We start from the raw sequence: 14742 nt of genomic DNA, 5'->3' as shown, positions 1-14742 counted from the left end.
CAGTTTTTTGCGCCCCTGATCCTGCTCAGGTACTCCGATAGAACGAGCTGTGAGGCTTGGAATTTACCGCTGACCCTGCTTCAGGGAGCCCTTCCGCCCGGCGGCAGGGCTGGAAACGGGCTCTGTCAGAGGTATTGGGTCAGCAGGGCCATGGCCCGATCGATCTGCTGTTCGTCGTTGAGCAGGCCGGGTGCGAAGCGGATCACCGGCCCGGCATCGCGGGAGACGGCATCGACCATCACGCGGTTGCGTACCAGATGGGCGGCCACGGCGCGGGCGTCGTGGTCCTTGATGCGCAGGAAAGTAAACCCGGCGGAGTACTCGGTGCTCAACGGTGTCACCAGCTCGATCGCCTTGTGTTCGAGCAGGCGCTGTTTGAGCGCGGTGTTGAGCTGGTGGATGCGTGCCTGCACCTGCGCCTTGCCCAGTTGCAGGTGCAGTTCGAAGGCCTTGCCCAGTGCCCATCGATGCTCGAAGGCGTGGTAGCCCCCGGGGGTCATGATGGTGGCGAAGTCCTCATCCTCGGAGAAGGTCGCGAAGGTGGGCACCAGATGCTGCATTTTTTCCGAGGCGGCGCAGATGATTCCCGTACCCCGCGGACCGAACATCCACTTGTGGGTGCCAGCGATGAAATAGTCGCAGTTGAAGTCGTCGAAGCGCTGGTTGTCCACGCCGAACCCGTGCACGCCGTCGATCACATACAGGATGCGGTCCTGCTCGCTGCGTTCGCGATTGTGGCGGCGCACCAGAGCGCCGATCTCGCCCACCGGCAACTTGACCCCGCTGCCCGAGTGCACCCAGGTCATGCCGAGCACGCGGGTGTTGGGGCGGATATTCTGGTCGATTGTGCTCAGCACCTGGTCGGTGGACACCTGCCAGGGCTGCTCGAACAGGCGCAGTTTGCGCACGGACGTGCCCTGGCGCTGGTGGCGGAAGGCCAGGCATTTATGCGTGGAGTAATGCTCGTGCTCGGTGGTCAGGATCTCTTGCCCGGGGCCCACCTGCAAGCCACCGTAGATCATGCCCAGCCCTTCGGTGGTACTGCCGGTAAGGGCGATCTGGCGGGGCTTGACCTCCAGATAACGGGCCGCCCAGTTGCGCACTTCGCCTTCACGCTTCCACTCGTTCTGGCTTTCCCAGTCCATCTGCTCGGCGGGATTGAGATCGACTTCGGCACGAAACCGATCGATGGCCTCCTGAACCGGCCTGGGGTGGGCGGTGACCAGGAAGTTGGCGAAGTGGGCCACATTCGGGTCCAGCGGGAACAGTTGACGCAGGTTTCGCCATTTGTCCGGGCCGTTTAGCTGCGCGGTAGGGGCCGCCTGGGCGGCTGGCAGCAGGCTGGTGCCTAGCGGCAGGCTGGCGGCAAGTACCCCGGCCTGCTTGAGGAATGTACGACGGTCGGTCATGTCGGCGCTCGATAAGGGTCAGGGGGCTAGCGTGGCAACGGGTTGTGCGGCTTTCTGCACCTGGGCCCACACGCGCAGGAAGTTGCCACCCCACAGCTTGGCGATGTCTGCTTCGGAGTAGCCGCGGCTGAGCAGTTCGGCAGTCACGTTGCGGGTTTCGCTGGCGTCCTTCCAGCCGTCCAGGCCGCCACCGTCGTTAAAGTCCGAGCTGATGCCCACATGGTCGATGCCGATCTTCTTCACGACGTAGTCGATTGCATCGCCGAAATCCTTGAGGGTGGCCTTGGGCTCCTCATCGATGATGCCGTAGAGGTTGCCGGCATACTCGCCAAAGCGCGCCTCGGGCCAGATCGCAATCACCGCATCGCCCGGCATCAGCGCATTGGCCAGCCCCTGCAGGGGCTGCAGGTCGAAGCGGGCGCGCAGAGCCTCGAGTTTGTCCAGGGTCGGTTTGCTAAGGGGCTTGAGATAGGTGCCGAAGCCGACGACCTGGACCACGCCGTCGCTGTCCCTAATCAGTTTCAGTTCCTTGTCGCTGAGGTTACGCGGGATATCTACCAACGCCCGTGGCGCCGAGTGCGAGGCCACGATCGGGGTGCGGCTCAGGCGAGCCACGTCCTCCAGGGCCAGGGTCGACATCTGCGAGACATCGATGATCACCCCCAGATCGTTCAGGCGCTTGACCGCCTGCTTGCCGATTGGCGACAGCCCGCCCAGGGCGTCAGCGGTGTCGTTGAAGAACGGCAGCGGCCGCGAGGAGTCCGCCCAGTCATTGTTGCCGGTGTAGCTGAAGCCGAACATGCGCATGCCACGGGCCGCCCACAGGTCGAGCTGGGACAGGTCGTTTCCCAGTGGGTAGGCGTTGAGCATGCTGATGAAGATGGCGAACTTGCCCTCGCCATGCAGGCGGCGCATGTCGTCGGGGGTGTAGGCGATGCCGATCTGGTTGGGGAAGTCGCGCACCATGGCGCTGATGATCTTGTAGCGCACCTCCTGTTGGTGGCGGGCCTCGTCGACAAATCCCGGAGTGGGGCGGTGGGGCGCATTCGGGCCGTTCCACAGTTCGGGCCAGCCGAAGATCGTCAGCGCCGCGCCGGATAGTCGCCCCTGGCCGGCCTTGACCAGATCGAGCTGGCCGCCGCTGTTCTTGTCCACCTCGTGGCCAGCGGTGCCCATGTCCAGCGGTACGGTGACGTGGCTATCGAAGGACAGCATGTGCTCGTGCAGGGCATTGGCCTGCTCGACGATCTCGCGGGGGTAGGCAGGCCCTTGCTTCCAGTACAGGTAGCCAGCGGCGGCTGCGCCCACGACTGCTGCCAGGGCAAGCGGCAGGCCGATGTACAGGGCTTTTCGGGAACGGGTTCTGGTCATTGCCATCTCGGTCGCAGTACTGATCGGTCCGACGGCCTGGCTGTGTCAGGCGAAGGTCGGGTGTCAGGGGAAGGACGATTGATGGAGGGCTAAATTTACAACCTCCGGCGCGCGCTCGGAGTTGTGGCTTCACGCTCTTGGCGGGTGGGGTGTCTGCCGTGCGCGAGGCACGGCAGTGTGTGCGATCAGTCGACCGCAGGGCGGTTCTGGCTGCGTTCGGCCTTGTAGCGGATCGCGACGGCCGGGGCGGGTTTGGCGTCGCCGGTTTCCAGCCATTGGCGCATGCGGCTGGCATCGGCGAAATGGGTGTACTTGCCGAAGGCATCGAGTATCACCATGGCCACCGGGCGATTGTCCATCCGCGTCAGCAGCACCAGGCAATGACCGGCCTCGTTGGTGAAGCCGGTCTTGGTCAGCTTGATGTCCCAGTTGCTCTTGTTGACCAGGTGGTCGGTGTTGCGAAAGCCCAGGGTGTAGTTGGGTTTCCTGAAGGCAACGGTCTTTTCGCGGGTGGTGCTCAGCTCGCTCAGCAGCGGGTAGCTGCGCGCGGCCAGCAGCAGCTTGCTCAGGTCGCGGGCGGTGGACACGTTGCTGGTCGACAGGCCGGTGGGTTCCACATAGCGGGTATGACTCATGCCCAGGGCCTTGGCCTTGGCGTTCATGGCCTTGATGAAGGCGGCGTAGCCACCGGGGTAGTGGTGCGCAAGGGTCGCGGCGGCCCGGTTTTCCGAGGACATCAGGGTAATCAGCAGGGTGTCGCGACGGTTCAGCTCGCTACCCAGGCGAACCCGCGAGTACACGCCCTTCATTTCCTTGGTCTGGGCGATGGTGATGGTCAGGGGTTCGTCCATGGCCTGCTTGGCATCGAGCACCACCATCGCGGTCATCAGTTTGGTGACCGAGGCGATCGGCACCACACGGTCCGGGTTGCTCGCATAGAGCACCTTGTTGGTCTGCAGGTCGATCAGCAGTGCACTGCCCGAGGCCAGGTGCAGCTTGGCAGGGTCGCGCTGGACCTGGGGGGCCGGTTGGGCAACAGCGTTCGACGTGACGCTGGCAGTGCCAGTGAGCATCAGCAGCAGGCTGAGAATAGACAGGGAGGTTTTCACGTTGGTGCTCACTAAATGTAGGTATGTCGTTGGCTGTGCACGGGTTTTTTATTACAAGCCGTTACATTCTAGGAGTATGGTCGAGTCTGTGTCGATTGCCCCGTAAACATTGGGCGAACTATGAAATTTATTTAACCTTGGGCTTCGTTTGCAGCGGCTGGATCGGCGTGCCGAACCAGCCGAGCGGGACCTTAGCGTGACTTGAGGTAGCCGGCGGTGACGGCCTTGAGCAGCTCGTGACCTGCCTCGGCCGCCTTGGCGGGCGTCTGTGGCAGCTTGTACTGGCCGCTGAGGATGATCGCCAGGGTCATCTGCTGCGCGGCGGCAAGGGGGTGTTGGGCTGGGTCGAGCGGGGCTGGAAATCCTTTTTCAGCGGTCATGCGAACTCCTGGGTTCAGGCTGTGAGGGTTTGCCAGCCTAGGCCTGAACGGCGATCAAGCCAATGCGGGCGGTTTCCCCGACAGCCTGCGCCCTGCCCGCAGGCAGGGCGCGGGGCCGGTGCTACCAGCGGGGCGGTCCGTAGTACACCGGTGGCGGGCCGTAGTAGCGCTCGCGGTAATACGGCGGCGGCACCGGTACGTAGCGCTCCACTACCGGATACGGCGGGTACGGCTGGTAGTACACCGGCGGCGGCGGGGCCTGGACATACACCGGCGGGGGACCGTAGTAGGCCGGCTGGCGCTCGACGTAGACGGTACGGTCGTGGTTGCCGGACACCACCGCACCCACCACGGCACCGACGACGGCCGCGCCAAGCACCGGGCCGGCACCGCCGTGCCAGCCGCCGCCACCACCGTGGGCGGCCGCTTGCCCGCAGACGGCCAGGGCGCCAACCAGCAGGGCGATTCTCGGGATGTGACGGTTCATGAAGACTCCTCGGTTTGCAGCCCCGGCGCTGGTGCTGTCAAGACACCCAAGACGTGGCGCGGGGATACCCATAAGACCGCAGCCCCCGGAAAAATGGCACGGGCGTTGAGTAAAGGTTGTGTAAGCCCCGATCAACGGTTCGGTGGGCAGTGAGTGCATACTGGTGCCCCTGCCGTTTTCAGGAGCCAATCGATGACCCCCAGCAAAGACACCGTTTTGTGCATGTCCCTGGCCGGGCGCCCGGGTACCTTCGGCGTGCGCTTTCATAACCATCTGTACCAGCAGATGGGGCTGGATTACTACTACAAGGCCATGACCACCACCGACCTGCCGGCCGCCGTGGCCGGCATTCGCGCGCTGGGTGTGCGTGGGTGCGGTGTGTCGATGCCGTTCAAGGAGGCCTGCATCGCGTTGCTCGATGAACTGGACCCCTCGGCGGCGGCCATCGATTCGGTGAACACGCTGGTCAACACCCAGGGGCATCTCAAGGGCTTCAACACCGACTACCTGGCGGTGCGTCAACTGATCCACCAGCATCGCCTGGACCCTGCATGGAGCGTGGCGCTGCGCGGCAGCGGCGGCATGGCCAAGGCGGTGGCGTGCGCGCTGCGCGATGCCGGTTTCAGCGACGGCACGATCGTTGCGCGCAATCGCGAGGCCGGCGAGCGGCTGGCCCGCACCTGTGGCTATCGCTGGCAGGCCGAGCCACACGGTGTGCGGGCCCGGTTGCTGGTGAACGTGACGCCGATCGGCATGGCGGGCGGGGCCGAGGCGCAGCAACTGGCCTTCGAGCACGAGCAGATCGAGGCGGCGCAGGCGGTGTTCGACGTGGTGGCGATGCCGGCGCAGACGCCCTTGATCGTGGCCGCCCAGGCTGCTGGCAAACCAGTGGTTAGCGGGCTGGAGGTGATTGCGTTGCAGGCGCTGGAGCAGTTCGTGCTGTATACCGGGGTGCGCCCCGATTCACGGCAGATCGCCGAAGCGGTGGCGTTTGCGCGGGGCGATTGAGCCCTGCAGGCAGGTTCGCGCCAGGCAGTGAGCGGGAGCGGCTGAACGTGCTCCCGCAAAGCATTGCTCGACCCTGTGCCGAGCTGGCTACTCCAGCTGCGCCAGGCGTTCTTCCAGCGCCGCGATCCGCGCCTCCAGTGCCTCGATGCGCTCGGCCGACACGCCGCCGACAGGGCGTTCCGCACCTTGCTGGCGTGCCGCCAGAATCGCTTCGATGTCGGCCGGGTCGCCGAAGGCATGGGTGTAGCGGTCTTCGCGCTGGCCGGGCTGGCGCGGCAGGTGCAGGGCAAAGCCCCGGGCTACCAGGCGCTCCAGCTGATGCAGCACCTGTTCGGCATCCTCGAATTCATGCATGCGGTTGCTGCGCGTCAGCAGCTCACTGACCGTCTGCGGCCCGCGCAGGAACATCAGCCCCAGCAGTACCTGTTGCGCTGGTACCAGCTCCAGCGCCTTGTCGACGCGGTGCTCCCAGCGGTCGGCCCGGCTGCCCATCTGCAGGCGCGCCAGGCCCTGGCTTTCGAGGGCACGCAGGCTTTGGCCGACCTGGCCCTGGGTCAGGTTCATCACCGGCTCGCGGCTGGTCTTCTGGTTGCAGGCCAGCACCACGGCGTTGAGGGTGAGGGGGTAGGTTTCGGGGCTTGTGGCCTGCTTTTCGATCAAGGCGCCGAGGATACGGATTTGCGTGCTGTCGAGGCGCTGCTCGTCAACGGGGGTGTCCAACTCAGTGCTCATCGCGCGTTCCCTATGCTGTGGAAGGCAACTAGCCTAATCCTTGCAGAATAAAAGACAAGCCGCCGGGCGCCGCCAAGCGTGTCTATAATCGGCCACGCTCAATCCATCACCCAGCGAGACTGTCATGACCATTTCCCTGTACGCCGCCTCTGTTCCCGTTTTCAAGCAGATGCTCAATGCCCTGAGCGATGTGCTGGGCAAGGCCCAGGCGCACGCCGAGGCGAAGAATATCGACGCCAATGTCTTCCTGCAGGCGCGCCTGTACCCCGACATGTTCCCGCTGGTTCGCCAGGTGCAGATTGCCGTGGACTTCGCCAAGGGGGTTTCGGCCCGCCTGGCCGAGGTCGAACTGCCCAAGTACGACGACACTGAAACCACCTTTGCCGAGCTGCAGGCGCTGATCGCCAAGGTGTTGGCCTTCGTCGAGCAGATCGAAGCGAAGCAGATCGACGGCAAGGAAGGCATCGAGATCATCACCCGTCCGGGTACGCCGAAAGAAAAACGCTTTACCGGCCAGAGCTACCTGCTGACCTACGGCCTGCCGCAGTTCTTCTTCCACGTGACCACGGCCTACGCCATCCTGCGCCACAATGGCGTGGAAATCGGCAAGCGCGACTACATGGGCGCGTTCTGATTACCCAGGCATGAAAAAAGCCCGGCAAGGTCAACGCCTTGCCGGGCTTTTTCATGCCTGCCAGGATCAGCTCGCCTGGCGTTCCTCGGCCTCGCACGCGGCGGCCGTGAACAGCACGTCGGTGGACGAATTGAGCGCCGTTTCGGCCGAGTCCTGCAGGATGCCGATGATGAAGCCTACCGCCACCACCTGCATGGCCACCTCGCTGGGGATGCCGAACAGGCCGCACGCCAGCGGAATCAGCAGCAGCGAGCCGCCCGCCACCCCCGAGGCGCCGCATGCGCACACGGCGGCGACCACGCTGAGCAGGATGGCCGTGGGCAGGTCGACGCTGATGCCCAGGGTATGCACCGCCGCCAGGGTCAGCACGGTGATGGTGATGGCCGCGCCGGCCATGTTGATGGTCGCACCCAGCGGGATCGACACCGAGTAGGTGTCTTCATGCAGCCCGAGCTTTTCGCTCAGGGCCAGGTTGACCGGAATGTTGGCGGCCGAGCTGCGGGTGAAGAACGCGGTGATGCCGCTTTCGCGCAGGCACAGCAGCGTCAGCGGGAATGGGTTGCGACGGATTTTCCAGTACACGATCAGCGGGTTCATCACCAGCGCCACGAACAGCATGCAGCCGATCAGCACCGCCAGCAGGTGCAGGTAGCCCAGCAGGGCCCCCAGGCCGGATTCGGCCAGGGTCGCAGCCACCAGGCCGAAGATCCCCAGAGGCGCGAAACGGATGACCATGCGCACGATCAGCGTTACGCCCTTGGACAGGTCGTCGACCACGGTGCGGGTGGTTTCACCGGCATGTCGGATAGCCACGCCCAGGGCGATCGCCCAGGCCAGGATACCGATGAAGTTGGCCTCCATCAGCGCGGTCACCGGGTTGGCCACCACGCTCAGCAGCAGGCCTTGCAGCACTTCGCTGATGCCACCAGGCGGGCTCATCGCCACATCGTGAGTGGCCAGCACCAGCTGGGAGGGGAACAGCATGCTGGCGACCACCGCCACTACCGCTGCGGAAAAGGTGCCGAAAAGGTAGAGCACCAGAATAGGGCGGATATGGGTTTCCTGGCCGTGCCTGTGGTTGGCGATGGAAGCCATCACCAGGATGAACACCAGAATGGGTGCCACCGCCTTGAGTGCACTGACAAATACCTTGCCGATAAATGCCAGGTTCAGCGCGGCGGCTGGCCAGAGCAGCGCCACGGCAATGCCGGCCACCAGGCCGATCACGATCTGCAGTACCAGACTGGTACGGTTCAACAGGTTCAGAAGTGGGGTCATGACAGGTGTTTCTCGTTCTTGTGCAAGGTCCGGGAGGCCCGGATAGCGTAGCAAAGGCATGCCGCGGGCAAGCCCTGCGGCGAAAGGGGCGGGACTTTAGCACAGCACGCGGGCCCTGACCGCAGCACACTGCCTGGCGGTAGGTGGGGCGTGTTGTCGCGATGCGTCGGCGCGTCCTTCTATCGACGGTTCGGGCCGTGGAATGTTTAGGCCCGGGATGTGATGTCGGTGCCGTGTGTCTCTCAGGGCGCAGGCCAGTTGAACAGCTCGCGGCGGGCACCTTCGGTGATCGCGACGATGCCCGGGTGCTTGACCTTGCGCTCTACCGAAATGGCATAGAACGACTCGGTGACGGCATCGGTCTGGCCGATCAACTCCACCCCGTACTGGCGGCAGACCTCGTCGGCGATCACGCTGGGGGCGATGAAGATGCCGCTGCCCGACTGCCCGAATGCCTGCATCAGCGCACTGTCATCGAATTCGCCGACGATGCGCGGCTGCAACTGTTGCTCGGCGAACCAGCGCAGCAGCCGGCTGCGCACCACCGTCTCCTGGCCGGGAATGAGCATCGGTGCATGCTGCAGGCCGACAGGAAAGGGCGCCGGATGCAGGGCAGCCAGTGCCGGGGTGGCGAAGAAACTGATGCCGCACTCCCCGAGCTTCTGGCTGTAGCCCTTGATGTCGAGATGGCTGGGCATCGGGCTGTCGGAGATCACCATGTCCAGGCGCTGTACTGCCAAATCTGCCAGCAGGCGTTCGAGCTTGTCCTCGCGGCAGGTCAGGCGCAGCGGGTCGGGCAGCTCCATGGTCGGCGCCAGCAGCCGGTACACGATCGACTTGGGCACCACGTCGGCCACCCCCACGCGAAACAGAATCTGCTGCTCATCGGGCTGGGCGCGCAGCACTGCTTCCAGTTCGCCGCCAATCTGGAACATCTGCTCGGCGTAGGACAGGGCCTGGCGCCCGGTCTCGGTCAGTTCGAGCTGGCGTCCCACACGGCGAAACAATTCGATACCGTAGCTATGCTCAAGCAGGCTGATCTGCCCGCTGATGGTCTGCGGGGTGAGATTGAGCTGCTCGCCGGCACGCACGATGCTGCCGGTCTTGGCCACGACCCAGAAGTAATGCAGTTGTCGGTAGTTGAGCATGTGCATCTCCGATTCGTAAAAACCGAAGTATAACTGCTGAAAATACGAATTTTCCGGATGTTTCAGTCTCTTTAGAATGCGTCGCTATCAAGGCAAGACCTTCAGAGAGGAACCCATGCTGTATTTCAAATCGATTGGCACACCCCTGGTGATGGCGCTGGCGCTGCTGGCCATGAGCGGTTGCGAGCAGGCGGAAAAATCTGCCCAGCAGATGCTCAACCAGGCTGCCCAGTCGGCCAAGGAAGCGATCGACAAGACCAACGATGCCGCCCAGCAGGCGCTCAGCGACGCGACCGGTTCGCCCCTGGCGAAAAAGCCCGATGAGGCCCAGGACAAACCCGAGCGCGACGACAGCGCCCGGGAAATCTGATTTTTTACCCACACTGATTCAGGATTGATTCATGGAATACCTGTTGGAACTTGCTGCAAGCCCGACCGCCTGGGTGGCCCTGGCTACCCTGGTGGCCATGGAGATCGTGCTGGGCATCGACAACCTGATCTTCATCTCGATTCTCACCAACAAGCTGCCTGAGCAGTTCCGCTCCAAGGCACGGCGCATCGGTATCAGCATGGCGCTGGTGATGCGCCTGGGCCTGCTCAGCACCGTGGCGTGGATCGTGCAGCTTACCGAGCCGGTGGTGGACGTGTTCGGCCATGCCTTCTCGTGGAAGGACATGATCCTGATCGCCGGTGGCCTGTTCCTGCTGTGGAAGGCGACGTCCGAGATTCACCACAGCGTCGACCCGCGTGCCAAGGAAGAGACCAAGGCGTCGTCTACCGTGACCCTGGGCTTTGCTGCGGCGATCGGGCAGATCCTGGTACTGGACATCGTGTTCTCGATCGACAGCATCATCACGGCCGTGGGCATGACCGAGCACTTGCCGATCATGATCATCGCGGTGATCAGTGCGGTGATCGTGATGCTGGTGGCCGCCGACCCGCTGGCCCGGTTCATCAACGACAACCCTACCGTGGTGATGCTGGCCCTGGGCTTCCTGATCATGATCGGCATGACCCTGATCGCCGAAGGCTTCGGTGCCCATGTGCCCAAGGGTTATGTGTATGCGGCGATGGCGTTCTCCACCGCGATCGAGGTGCTCAACATCATGTCGCGCCGGGCTCGCGAGCGGCGCGAGGCGCTGCAAGCGAAACCTGACTGACCGCTTCGCCAGCGACGTCGGCTCTGCAGGACGCACCTGCAGACGCCGGCGTTATCGGCGAAGGTTGTTATGCAGTGTCGCGTCAGTGCGCGTTGGCGTGGCGGCGAGCGTGCCGCTGTGCCTCGGATGCAGCCCTGGTCGGCTGCGGATGGTGCAGATGGTGGCGGCGCGCGATGCGCAACACCCCCCAGAGCATGGCTGCGGCTACCACCAGCCACGTGCCTATCAACAGAAAGATTCCCATCGTCAGACTCATTGCGTGCCTCCTTCGACTGGGCAAGCTGCACTCGCCATTCGGACACAAGCTCAGTCTAGCCCATCGTCTGTGACAGACGGTTGACCAGTGGTCCAGCGCCTTGGTTCAGTTCGCTCTAAGCGTGCCGCGGGCTATACCGCAGGCCTGCGCCAGCCTATGATCGCAAGCCAGGGCCGGGCGTCGTCTGCCCGGCATCAGCACAAGCGAGTGTCCATGTTGCCCACCGCCCCCAAACGTCGCGTGTCCCATCGTCTGCTGCTGGCTTGCCTGCTGGCCGCCAGCCTGGCCGGTTGCGCCAGCCAGCCTTCATCCCAGCTCAACAGCCTGCCCCAGCGCGTGGAACTGGGCGCGGTGCCGTTCTACCGTGGTAACGCCAACCAGAGCGCGCCGATGGCGCTGGCCGCGATCCTCTCGCAGCAGGGGGTGCGCATCACCCCCGGCCTGCTCGAAGGGCCCTTGCAACTGCCACAAGGTGTCGACAGGCTGCAGGCCTCGGTAGCGACCGTGGCACGCCAGTACGGCATGGTGGTGTACCTGCTCGACGGCACCCTGCCGGCGTTGCTGACCCAGGTGGCCGCGGGCAATCCGGTGCTGTTGCGCTATCAGGAAGGTTCGGCGTTCTGGAGCGAGCCGCGCTATGCCCTGCTGGTGGGCTATGACCGCTACAAGTCGCGGGTGCTGCTGCGTGCGGGCAACAATCGGCGGTTGCTGATGGACTTCGACGATTTCGCCGCAGCCTGGAAGAAGGAGGGGAGCTGGGCGGTGCTGGTGCAGCCGCCCGGCCAACTGCCGGCCCAGGTGGACCGCCAGCGCTGGCTCAAGGCCGCCAATGAACTGGCCCAGGCAGGCCAGGAGCAGGCGGCCCGCCAGGCCGTCAATGCCGTGGGGCAGTGACGGCCCGGGGTTGCCGGCTTACACGCCCAGGCGGTCGCGCAGGCTGTAGTACCACGCGCCCAGGGCACTGAACGGTACGCGCAGCATCTGGCCACCCGGGAACGGGTAGTGCGGCAGTTCGGCGAAGGCGTCGAAACGCTCGGCCTGGCCGCGCAGGGCCTCGGCCAGCACCTTGCCGGCCAGGTGGGTGTAGGTGACGCCGTGGCCGCTGCAGCCCTGGGAGTAGTAAATGTTGTCGCCCAGACGACCTACCTGCGGCAGGCGCGACAGGGTCAGCAGGAAGTTGCCGGTCCAGGCGTAGTCGATCTTCACGTCCTTGAGCTGCGGGAAGGCCTTGAGCATTTTCGGGCGGATGATCGCCTCGATGTTGGCCGGGTCACGCGCGCCGTATACCACGCCACCGCCGAAGATCAGGCGGTTGTCGCCGGTCAGGCGGTAGTAGTCGAGCAGGTAGTTGCAGTCTTCCACGCAGTAGTCCTGCGGCAGCAGGGTACGTGCCAGCTCTTCGCTCAGCGGCTCGGTGGTGATCACCTGAGTGCCGCATGGCATCGACTTGGCGGCCAGTTCCGGTACCAGGTTGCCCAGGTAGGCGTTGCCCGCCACGATGATGAACTTGGCGCGCACCTTGCCCTGCGGGGTATGCACGACCGGGTTGGCACCGCGCTCGATGCGGATGGCCGGGGACTGTTCGTAAATCTTGCCACCCAGCGATTCCACTGCGGCGGCTTCGCCCAGGGCCAGGTTGAGCGGGTGGATATGGCCGCCGCTCATGTCCAGCATGCCGCCGATGTAGCTGTCGCAGGCGACCACTTCACGGATGCGGCGCTGGTCCATCAGTTCCAGCTGGGTGTGGCCGTAGCGTTCCCACAGGCGTTGCTGGGATTCCAGGTGGCCCATCTGCTTTTTGGTCAGGGCGGCGAACACGCCACCGTCCTTCAGGTCGCACTGGATGTTGTACTTGGCCACGCGCTCGCGGATGATGCGCCCGCCCTCGAAGGCCATCTGGCCGAGCAGCTGTGCCTGTTTGGGGCCGACGGTACGTTCGATCACGTCGATGTCGCGGCTGTAGCTGTTGACGATCTGACCGCCGTTGCGGCCAGAGGCACCGAAGCCGACCTTGGCGGCTTCAAGCACGGTGACGCTGAAACCGTTCTCGAGCAGGAACAGGGCACTGGACAGGCCGGTGTAACCCGCACCGATCACGCAGACGTCGGTCTGTACTTCTTCCTGCAGGCTCGGGCGCTGCGGGACGGGGTTGGCCGATGCGGCGTAATACGACTGGGGGTAGGGGGTGTTGGCCATGTGCGGGCACCTCAGGGTTTGTAGTTGTATGTTCTATATTTTTTACGATTGTGCAGATCGTATCAACAATAATAAACACCCGCCAGCCAGACGGTAAAAATCGCGCAAACCCGGGCTGGGGTAAAAAATATTAGTATTCAGTGGCTTAGCGTGAAAAAAAGTATTGACACGCTGCGTCGATTGCGTAGAATGCCGCCTCACAGCAGGCACATAGCTCAGTTGGTTAGAGCACCACCTTGACATGGTGGGGGTCGTTGGTTCGAATCCAATTGTGCCTACCAAACATCACCGCCCCTGCTGGCGGTACACGAAAAAGGCGATCCGAGAGGGTCGCCTTTTTCGTTTGGGCCGTTTTCATGGGCGCGGCAAAGCTGCTGATTTTTTTGTACATTTCGCTTTACGAGGGGGCTTGAACCTGAGTAGAATGCGCCCCGCAGCAGGCACATAGCTCAGTTGGTTAGAGCACCACCTTGACATGGTGGGGGTCGTTGGTTCGAATCCAATTGTGCCTACCAAACATCACCGCCCCTGCTGGCGGTAACACAAAAAGGGCGACCCGCAAGGGTCGCCCTTTTTGTTTGCCTGAAGCAAAGGGCGCGGCCGGATTGCTCGGGCCGCGCGGTGCATCAGGGGATACGGGTGATCTCCACGCCGCTCTGTACCAGCTCGAAGCGATCCTCGCCCAGGTGGTTGACCCGATCGCCGATGGCCAGGCGATAGCTGGTGATCGGCAAGGAGTCGGCACTTCCATCGGCCTGCAGGGTGGCTTCCTGAAATTCATGAACGGGGTAGATGCGTCCTTCAGCATCCCGAGCATGAAATTGTCCGACCAGTACTGCTGTCATTTGGCGTGTGCCCTCTGAAATGTTCTCTATGGGCCATAGACCACTGTTTTGCCTGGGAAGTTTAGTCCCCCTGGAAAAAAACCTGTGGGCCGCGCCGTAGCGTCTATAACTACCACTTCTCTATGTCGATCAGGTTGGAGCGTGGTCATGAGCCAGGTCTATTCGGTTGCGGTGTTGGTAGGCAGCTTGCGCAAGGAGTCGATCAACCGCAAGGTCGCCAGGGCGCTTGCAGAGCTGGCACCGGCCAGCCTCAAGCTGGGTATCGTCGAAATTGGCGAGCTGGCGTTGTACAACGAGGATATCGACACCGACCCACCGGCAGCCTACAAGGCCTTTCGCGACAAGGTGCGTGCCAGCGACGCGGTGCTGTTCGTGACCCCCGAGTACAACCGCTCGGTGCCTGGCGTGCTCAAGAATGCCATCGACGTCGGCTCGCGCCCGTATGGGCAGAGCGTGTTCAGCAAGAAGCCGGGGGCGGTGATCAGTGTGTCGCCGGGGGCGGTGGGGGGCTTTGGTGCCAACCACCACCTGCGCCAGTCCCTGGTGTTTCTCGATGTGCCCTGCATGCAGCAGCCAGAGGCCTATGTGGGTGGGGCGGCGACGCTGTTCGCCGAGCATGGCAAGCTTTCGGAGAAGACCCGGCCGTTTCTGCAGAGCTTCATCGACAGTTATGCGGCGTGGGTGGCGCGGCACCTGGCATAGGGCCCAGGCGCGCCCTTGGCTGGCGAG

17 protein-coding genes and 2 tRNA genes are annotated in these 14742 nt (G+C 63.7%); 8 read left to right on the top strand and 11 right to left on the bottom strand.

Annotated elements, in window-relative coordinates:
* Positions 1-125: 125 nt before the first annotated feature.
* The 5 genes from QMX96_RS12955 to QMX96_RS12935 all read right to left on the bottom strand — a co-directional run bounded on the left by QMX96_RS12955 (position 126) and on the right by QMX96_RS12935 (position 4756).
* Positions 126-1409, bottom strand: a complete 1284-nt coding sequence (locus tag QMX96_RS12955) for an aminotransferase class V-fold PLP-dependent enzyme (protein WP_213607274.1) — start codon at positions 1407-1409, stop codon at positions 126-128.
* A gap of 18 nt (positions 1410-1427) precedes the next feature.
* On the bottom strand, positions 1428-2780 hold the full coding sequence (gene pvdM / locus QMX96_RS12950) for a pyoverdine-tailoring dipeptidase-like protein PvdM (RefSeq protein ID WP_213607275.1): 1353 nt from the start codon (positions 2778-2780) through the stop codon (positions 1428-1430).
* A 185-nt stretch (positions 2781-2965) separates the two neighbouring features.
* On the bottom strand, positions 2966-3889 hold the full coding sequence (gene pbpG, locus QMX96_RS12945) for a D-alanyl-D-alanine endopeptidase (RefSeq protein ID WP_282361877.1): 924 nt from the start codon (positions 3887-3889) through the stop codon (positions 2966-2968).
* A 191-nt stretch (positions 3890-4080) separates the two neighbouring features.
* Entirely contained in the window at positions 4081-4269 is a 189-nt protein-coding gene (locus tag QMX96_RS12940; protein ID WP_043863041.1) for a hypothetical protein, read from the bottom strand.
* Between the two features lie 121 nt (positions 4270-4390).
* The gene (locus QMX96_RS12935; protein WP_054915708.1) at positions 4391-4756 is read right to left on the bottom strand and encodes a hypothetical protein; all 366 of its coding nucleotides are present in this window, start codon (positions 4754-4756) and stop codon (positions 4391-4393) included.
* A gap of 192 nt (positions 4757-4948) precedes the next feature.
* Between QMX96_RS12935 and QMX96_RS12930 the strand changes: the two genes are divergently transcribed.
* Entirely contained in the window at positions 4949-5764 is an 816-nt protein-coding gene (locus QMX96_RS12930) for a shikimate 5-dehydrogenase (RefSeq protein ID WP_282361876.1), read from the top strand.
* Between the two features lie 87 nt (positions 5765-5851).
* Here the strand turns inward: QMX96_RS12930 and QMX96_RS12925 are convergent, their stop codons facing one another.
* Positions 5852-6496: a DUF480 domain-containing protein gene (locus QMX96_RS12925; protein ID WP_043863038.1), complete on the bottom strand. Its 645-nt coding sequence runs from the start codon at positions 6494-6496 to the stop codon at positions 5852-5854.
* Between the two features lie 124 nt (positions 6497-6620).
* Here QMX96_RS12925 and QMX96_RS12920 point away from each other — a divergent pair, with 124 nt between their 5' ends.
* Entirely contained in the window at positions 6621-7130 is a 510-nt protein-coding gene (locus QMX96_RS12920; protein WP_043863037.1) for a DUF1993 domain-containing protein, read from the top strand.
* Positions 7131-7196: 66 nt separating this feature from the next.
* Here the strand turns inward: QMX96_RS12920 and sstT are convergent, their stop codons facing one another.
* Positions 7197-8408: a serine/threonine transporter SstT gene (gene sstT, locus QMX96_RS12915; protein WP_043863036.1), complete on the bottom strand. Its 1212-nt coding sequence runs from the start codon at positions 8406-8408 to the stop codon at positions 7197-7199.
* Between the two features lie 242 nt (positions 8409-8650).
* The gene (nhaR, locus tag QMX96_RS12910; RefSeq protein ID WP_043863167.1) at positions 8651-9556 is read right to left on the bottom strand and encodes a transcriptional activator NhaR; all 906 of its coding nucleotides are present in this window, start codon (positions 9554-9556) and stop codon (positions 8651-8653) included.
* A gap of 115 nt (positions 9557-9671) precedes the next feature.
* On the opposite strand from nhaR, the gene QMX96_RS12905 reads away from it, so the two are divergent.
* The gene (locus tag QMX96_RS12905) at positions 9672-9926 is read left to right on the top strand and encodes a hypothetical protein (RefSeq protein WP_043863035.1); all 255 of its coding nucleotides are present in this window, start codon (positions 9672-9674) and stop codon (positions 9924-9926) included.
* A 31-nt stretch (positions 9927-9957) separates the two neighbouring features.
* Positions 9958-10716, top strand: coding sequence for a TerC family protein (locus QMX96_RS12900; RefSeq protein WP_043863034.1), 759 nt, complete (start codon positions 9958-9960; stop codon positions 10714-10716).
* An 82-nt stretch (positions 10717-10798) separates the two neighbouring features.
* Here QMX96_RS12900 and QMX96_RS12895 read toward each other — a convergent pair whose 3' ends face one another.
* The gene (locus QMX96_RS12895) at positions 10799-10972 is read right to left on the bottom strand and encodes a hypothetical protein (RefSeq protein WP_167400240.1); all 174 of its coding nucleotides are present in this window, start codon (positions 10970-10972) and stop codon (positions 10799-10801) included.
* 156 nt (positions 10973-11128) lie between these two features.
* Here QMX96_RS12895 and QMX96_RS12890 point away from each other — a divergent pair, with 156 nt between their 5' ends.
* Positions 11129-11866, top strand: coding sequence for a peptidase C39 family protein (locus QMX96_RS12890; RefSeq protein WP_123752231.1), 738 nt, complete (start codon positions 11129-11131; stop codon positions 11864-11866).
* Positions 11867-11884: 18 nt separating this feature from the next.
* On the opposite strand, the gene QMX96_RS12885 is transcribed toward QMX96_RS12890, so the two are convergent.
* Entirely contained in the window at positions 11885-13168 is a 1284-nt protein-coding gene (locus tag QMX96_RS12885; protein WP_043863032.1) for an FAD-binding oxidoreductase, read from the bottom strand.
* A 204-nt stretch (positions 13169-13372) separates the two neighbouring features.
* Between QMX96_RS12885 and QMX96_RS12880 the strand changes: the two genes are divergently transcribed.
* Both QMX96_RS12880 and QMX96_RS12875 read left to right on the top strand, forming a co-directional pair.
* Positions 13373-13449 (top strand) — tRNA-Val (locus QMX96_RS12880).
* Positions 13450-13606: 157 nt separating this feature from the next.
* A tRNA-Val gene (locus QMX96_RS12875) sits at positions 13607-13683 on the top strand.
* A gap of 111 nt (positions 13684-13794) precedes the next feature.
* On the opposite strand, the gene QMX96_RS12870 is transcribed toward QMX96_RS12875, so the two are convergent.
* The gene (locus QMX96_RS12870) at positions 13795-14013 is read right to left on the bottom strand and encodes a hypothetical protein (RefSeq protein WP_043859680.1); all 219 of its coding nucleotides are present in this window, start codon (positions 14011-14013) and stop codon (positions 13795-13797) included.
* Positions 14014-14160: 147 nt separating this feature from the next.
* Here QMX96_RS12870 and QMX96_RS12865 point away from each other — a divergent pair, with 147 nt between their 5' ends.
* Entirely contained in the window at positions 14161-14715 is a 555-nt protein-coding gene (locus QMX96_RS12865) for an NAD(P)H-dependent oxidoreductase (protein ID WP_282361875.1), read from the top strand.
* Positions 14716-14742: the final 27 nt, after the last annotated feature.

The sequence above is a fragment of the Pseudomonas sp. PS01300 genome (assembly GCF_029960155.1).
Lineage (GTDB): Bacteria > Pseudomonadota > Gammaproteobacteria > Pseudomonadales > Pseudomonadaceae > Aquipseudomonas > Aquipseudomonas palmensis.
This window is presented reverse-complemented; position numbering and strand designations above follow the sequence as displayed.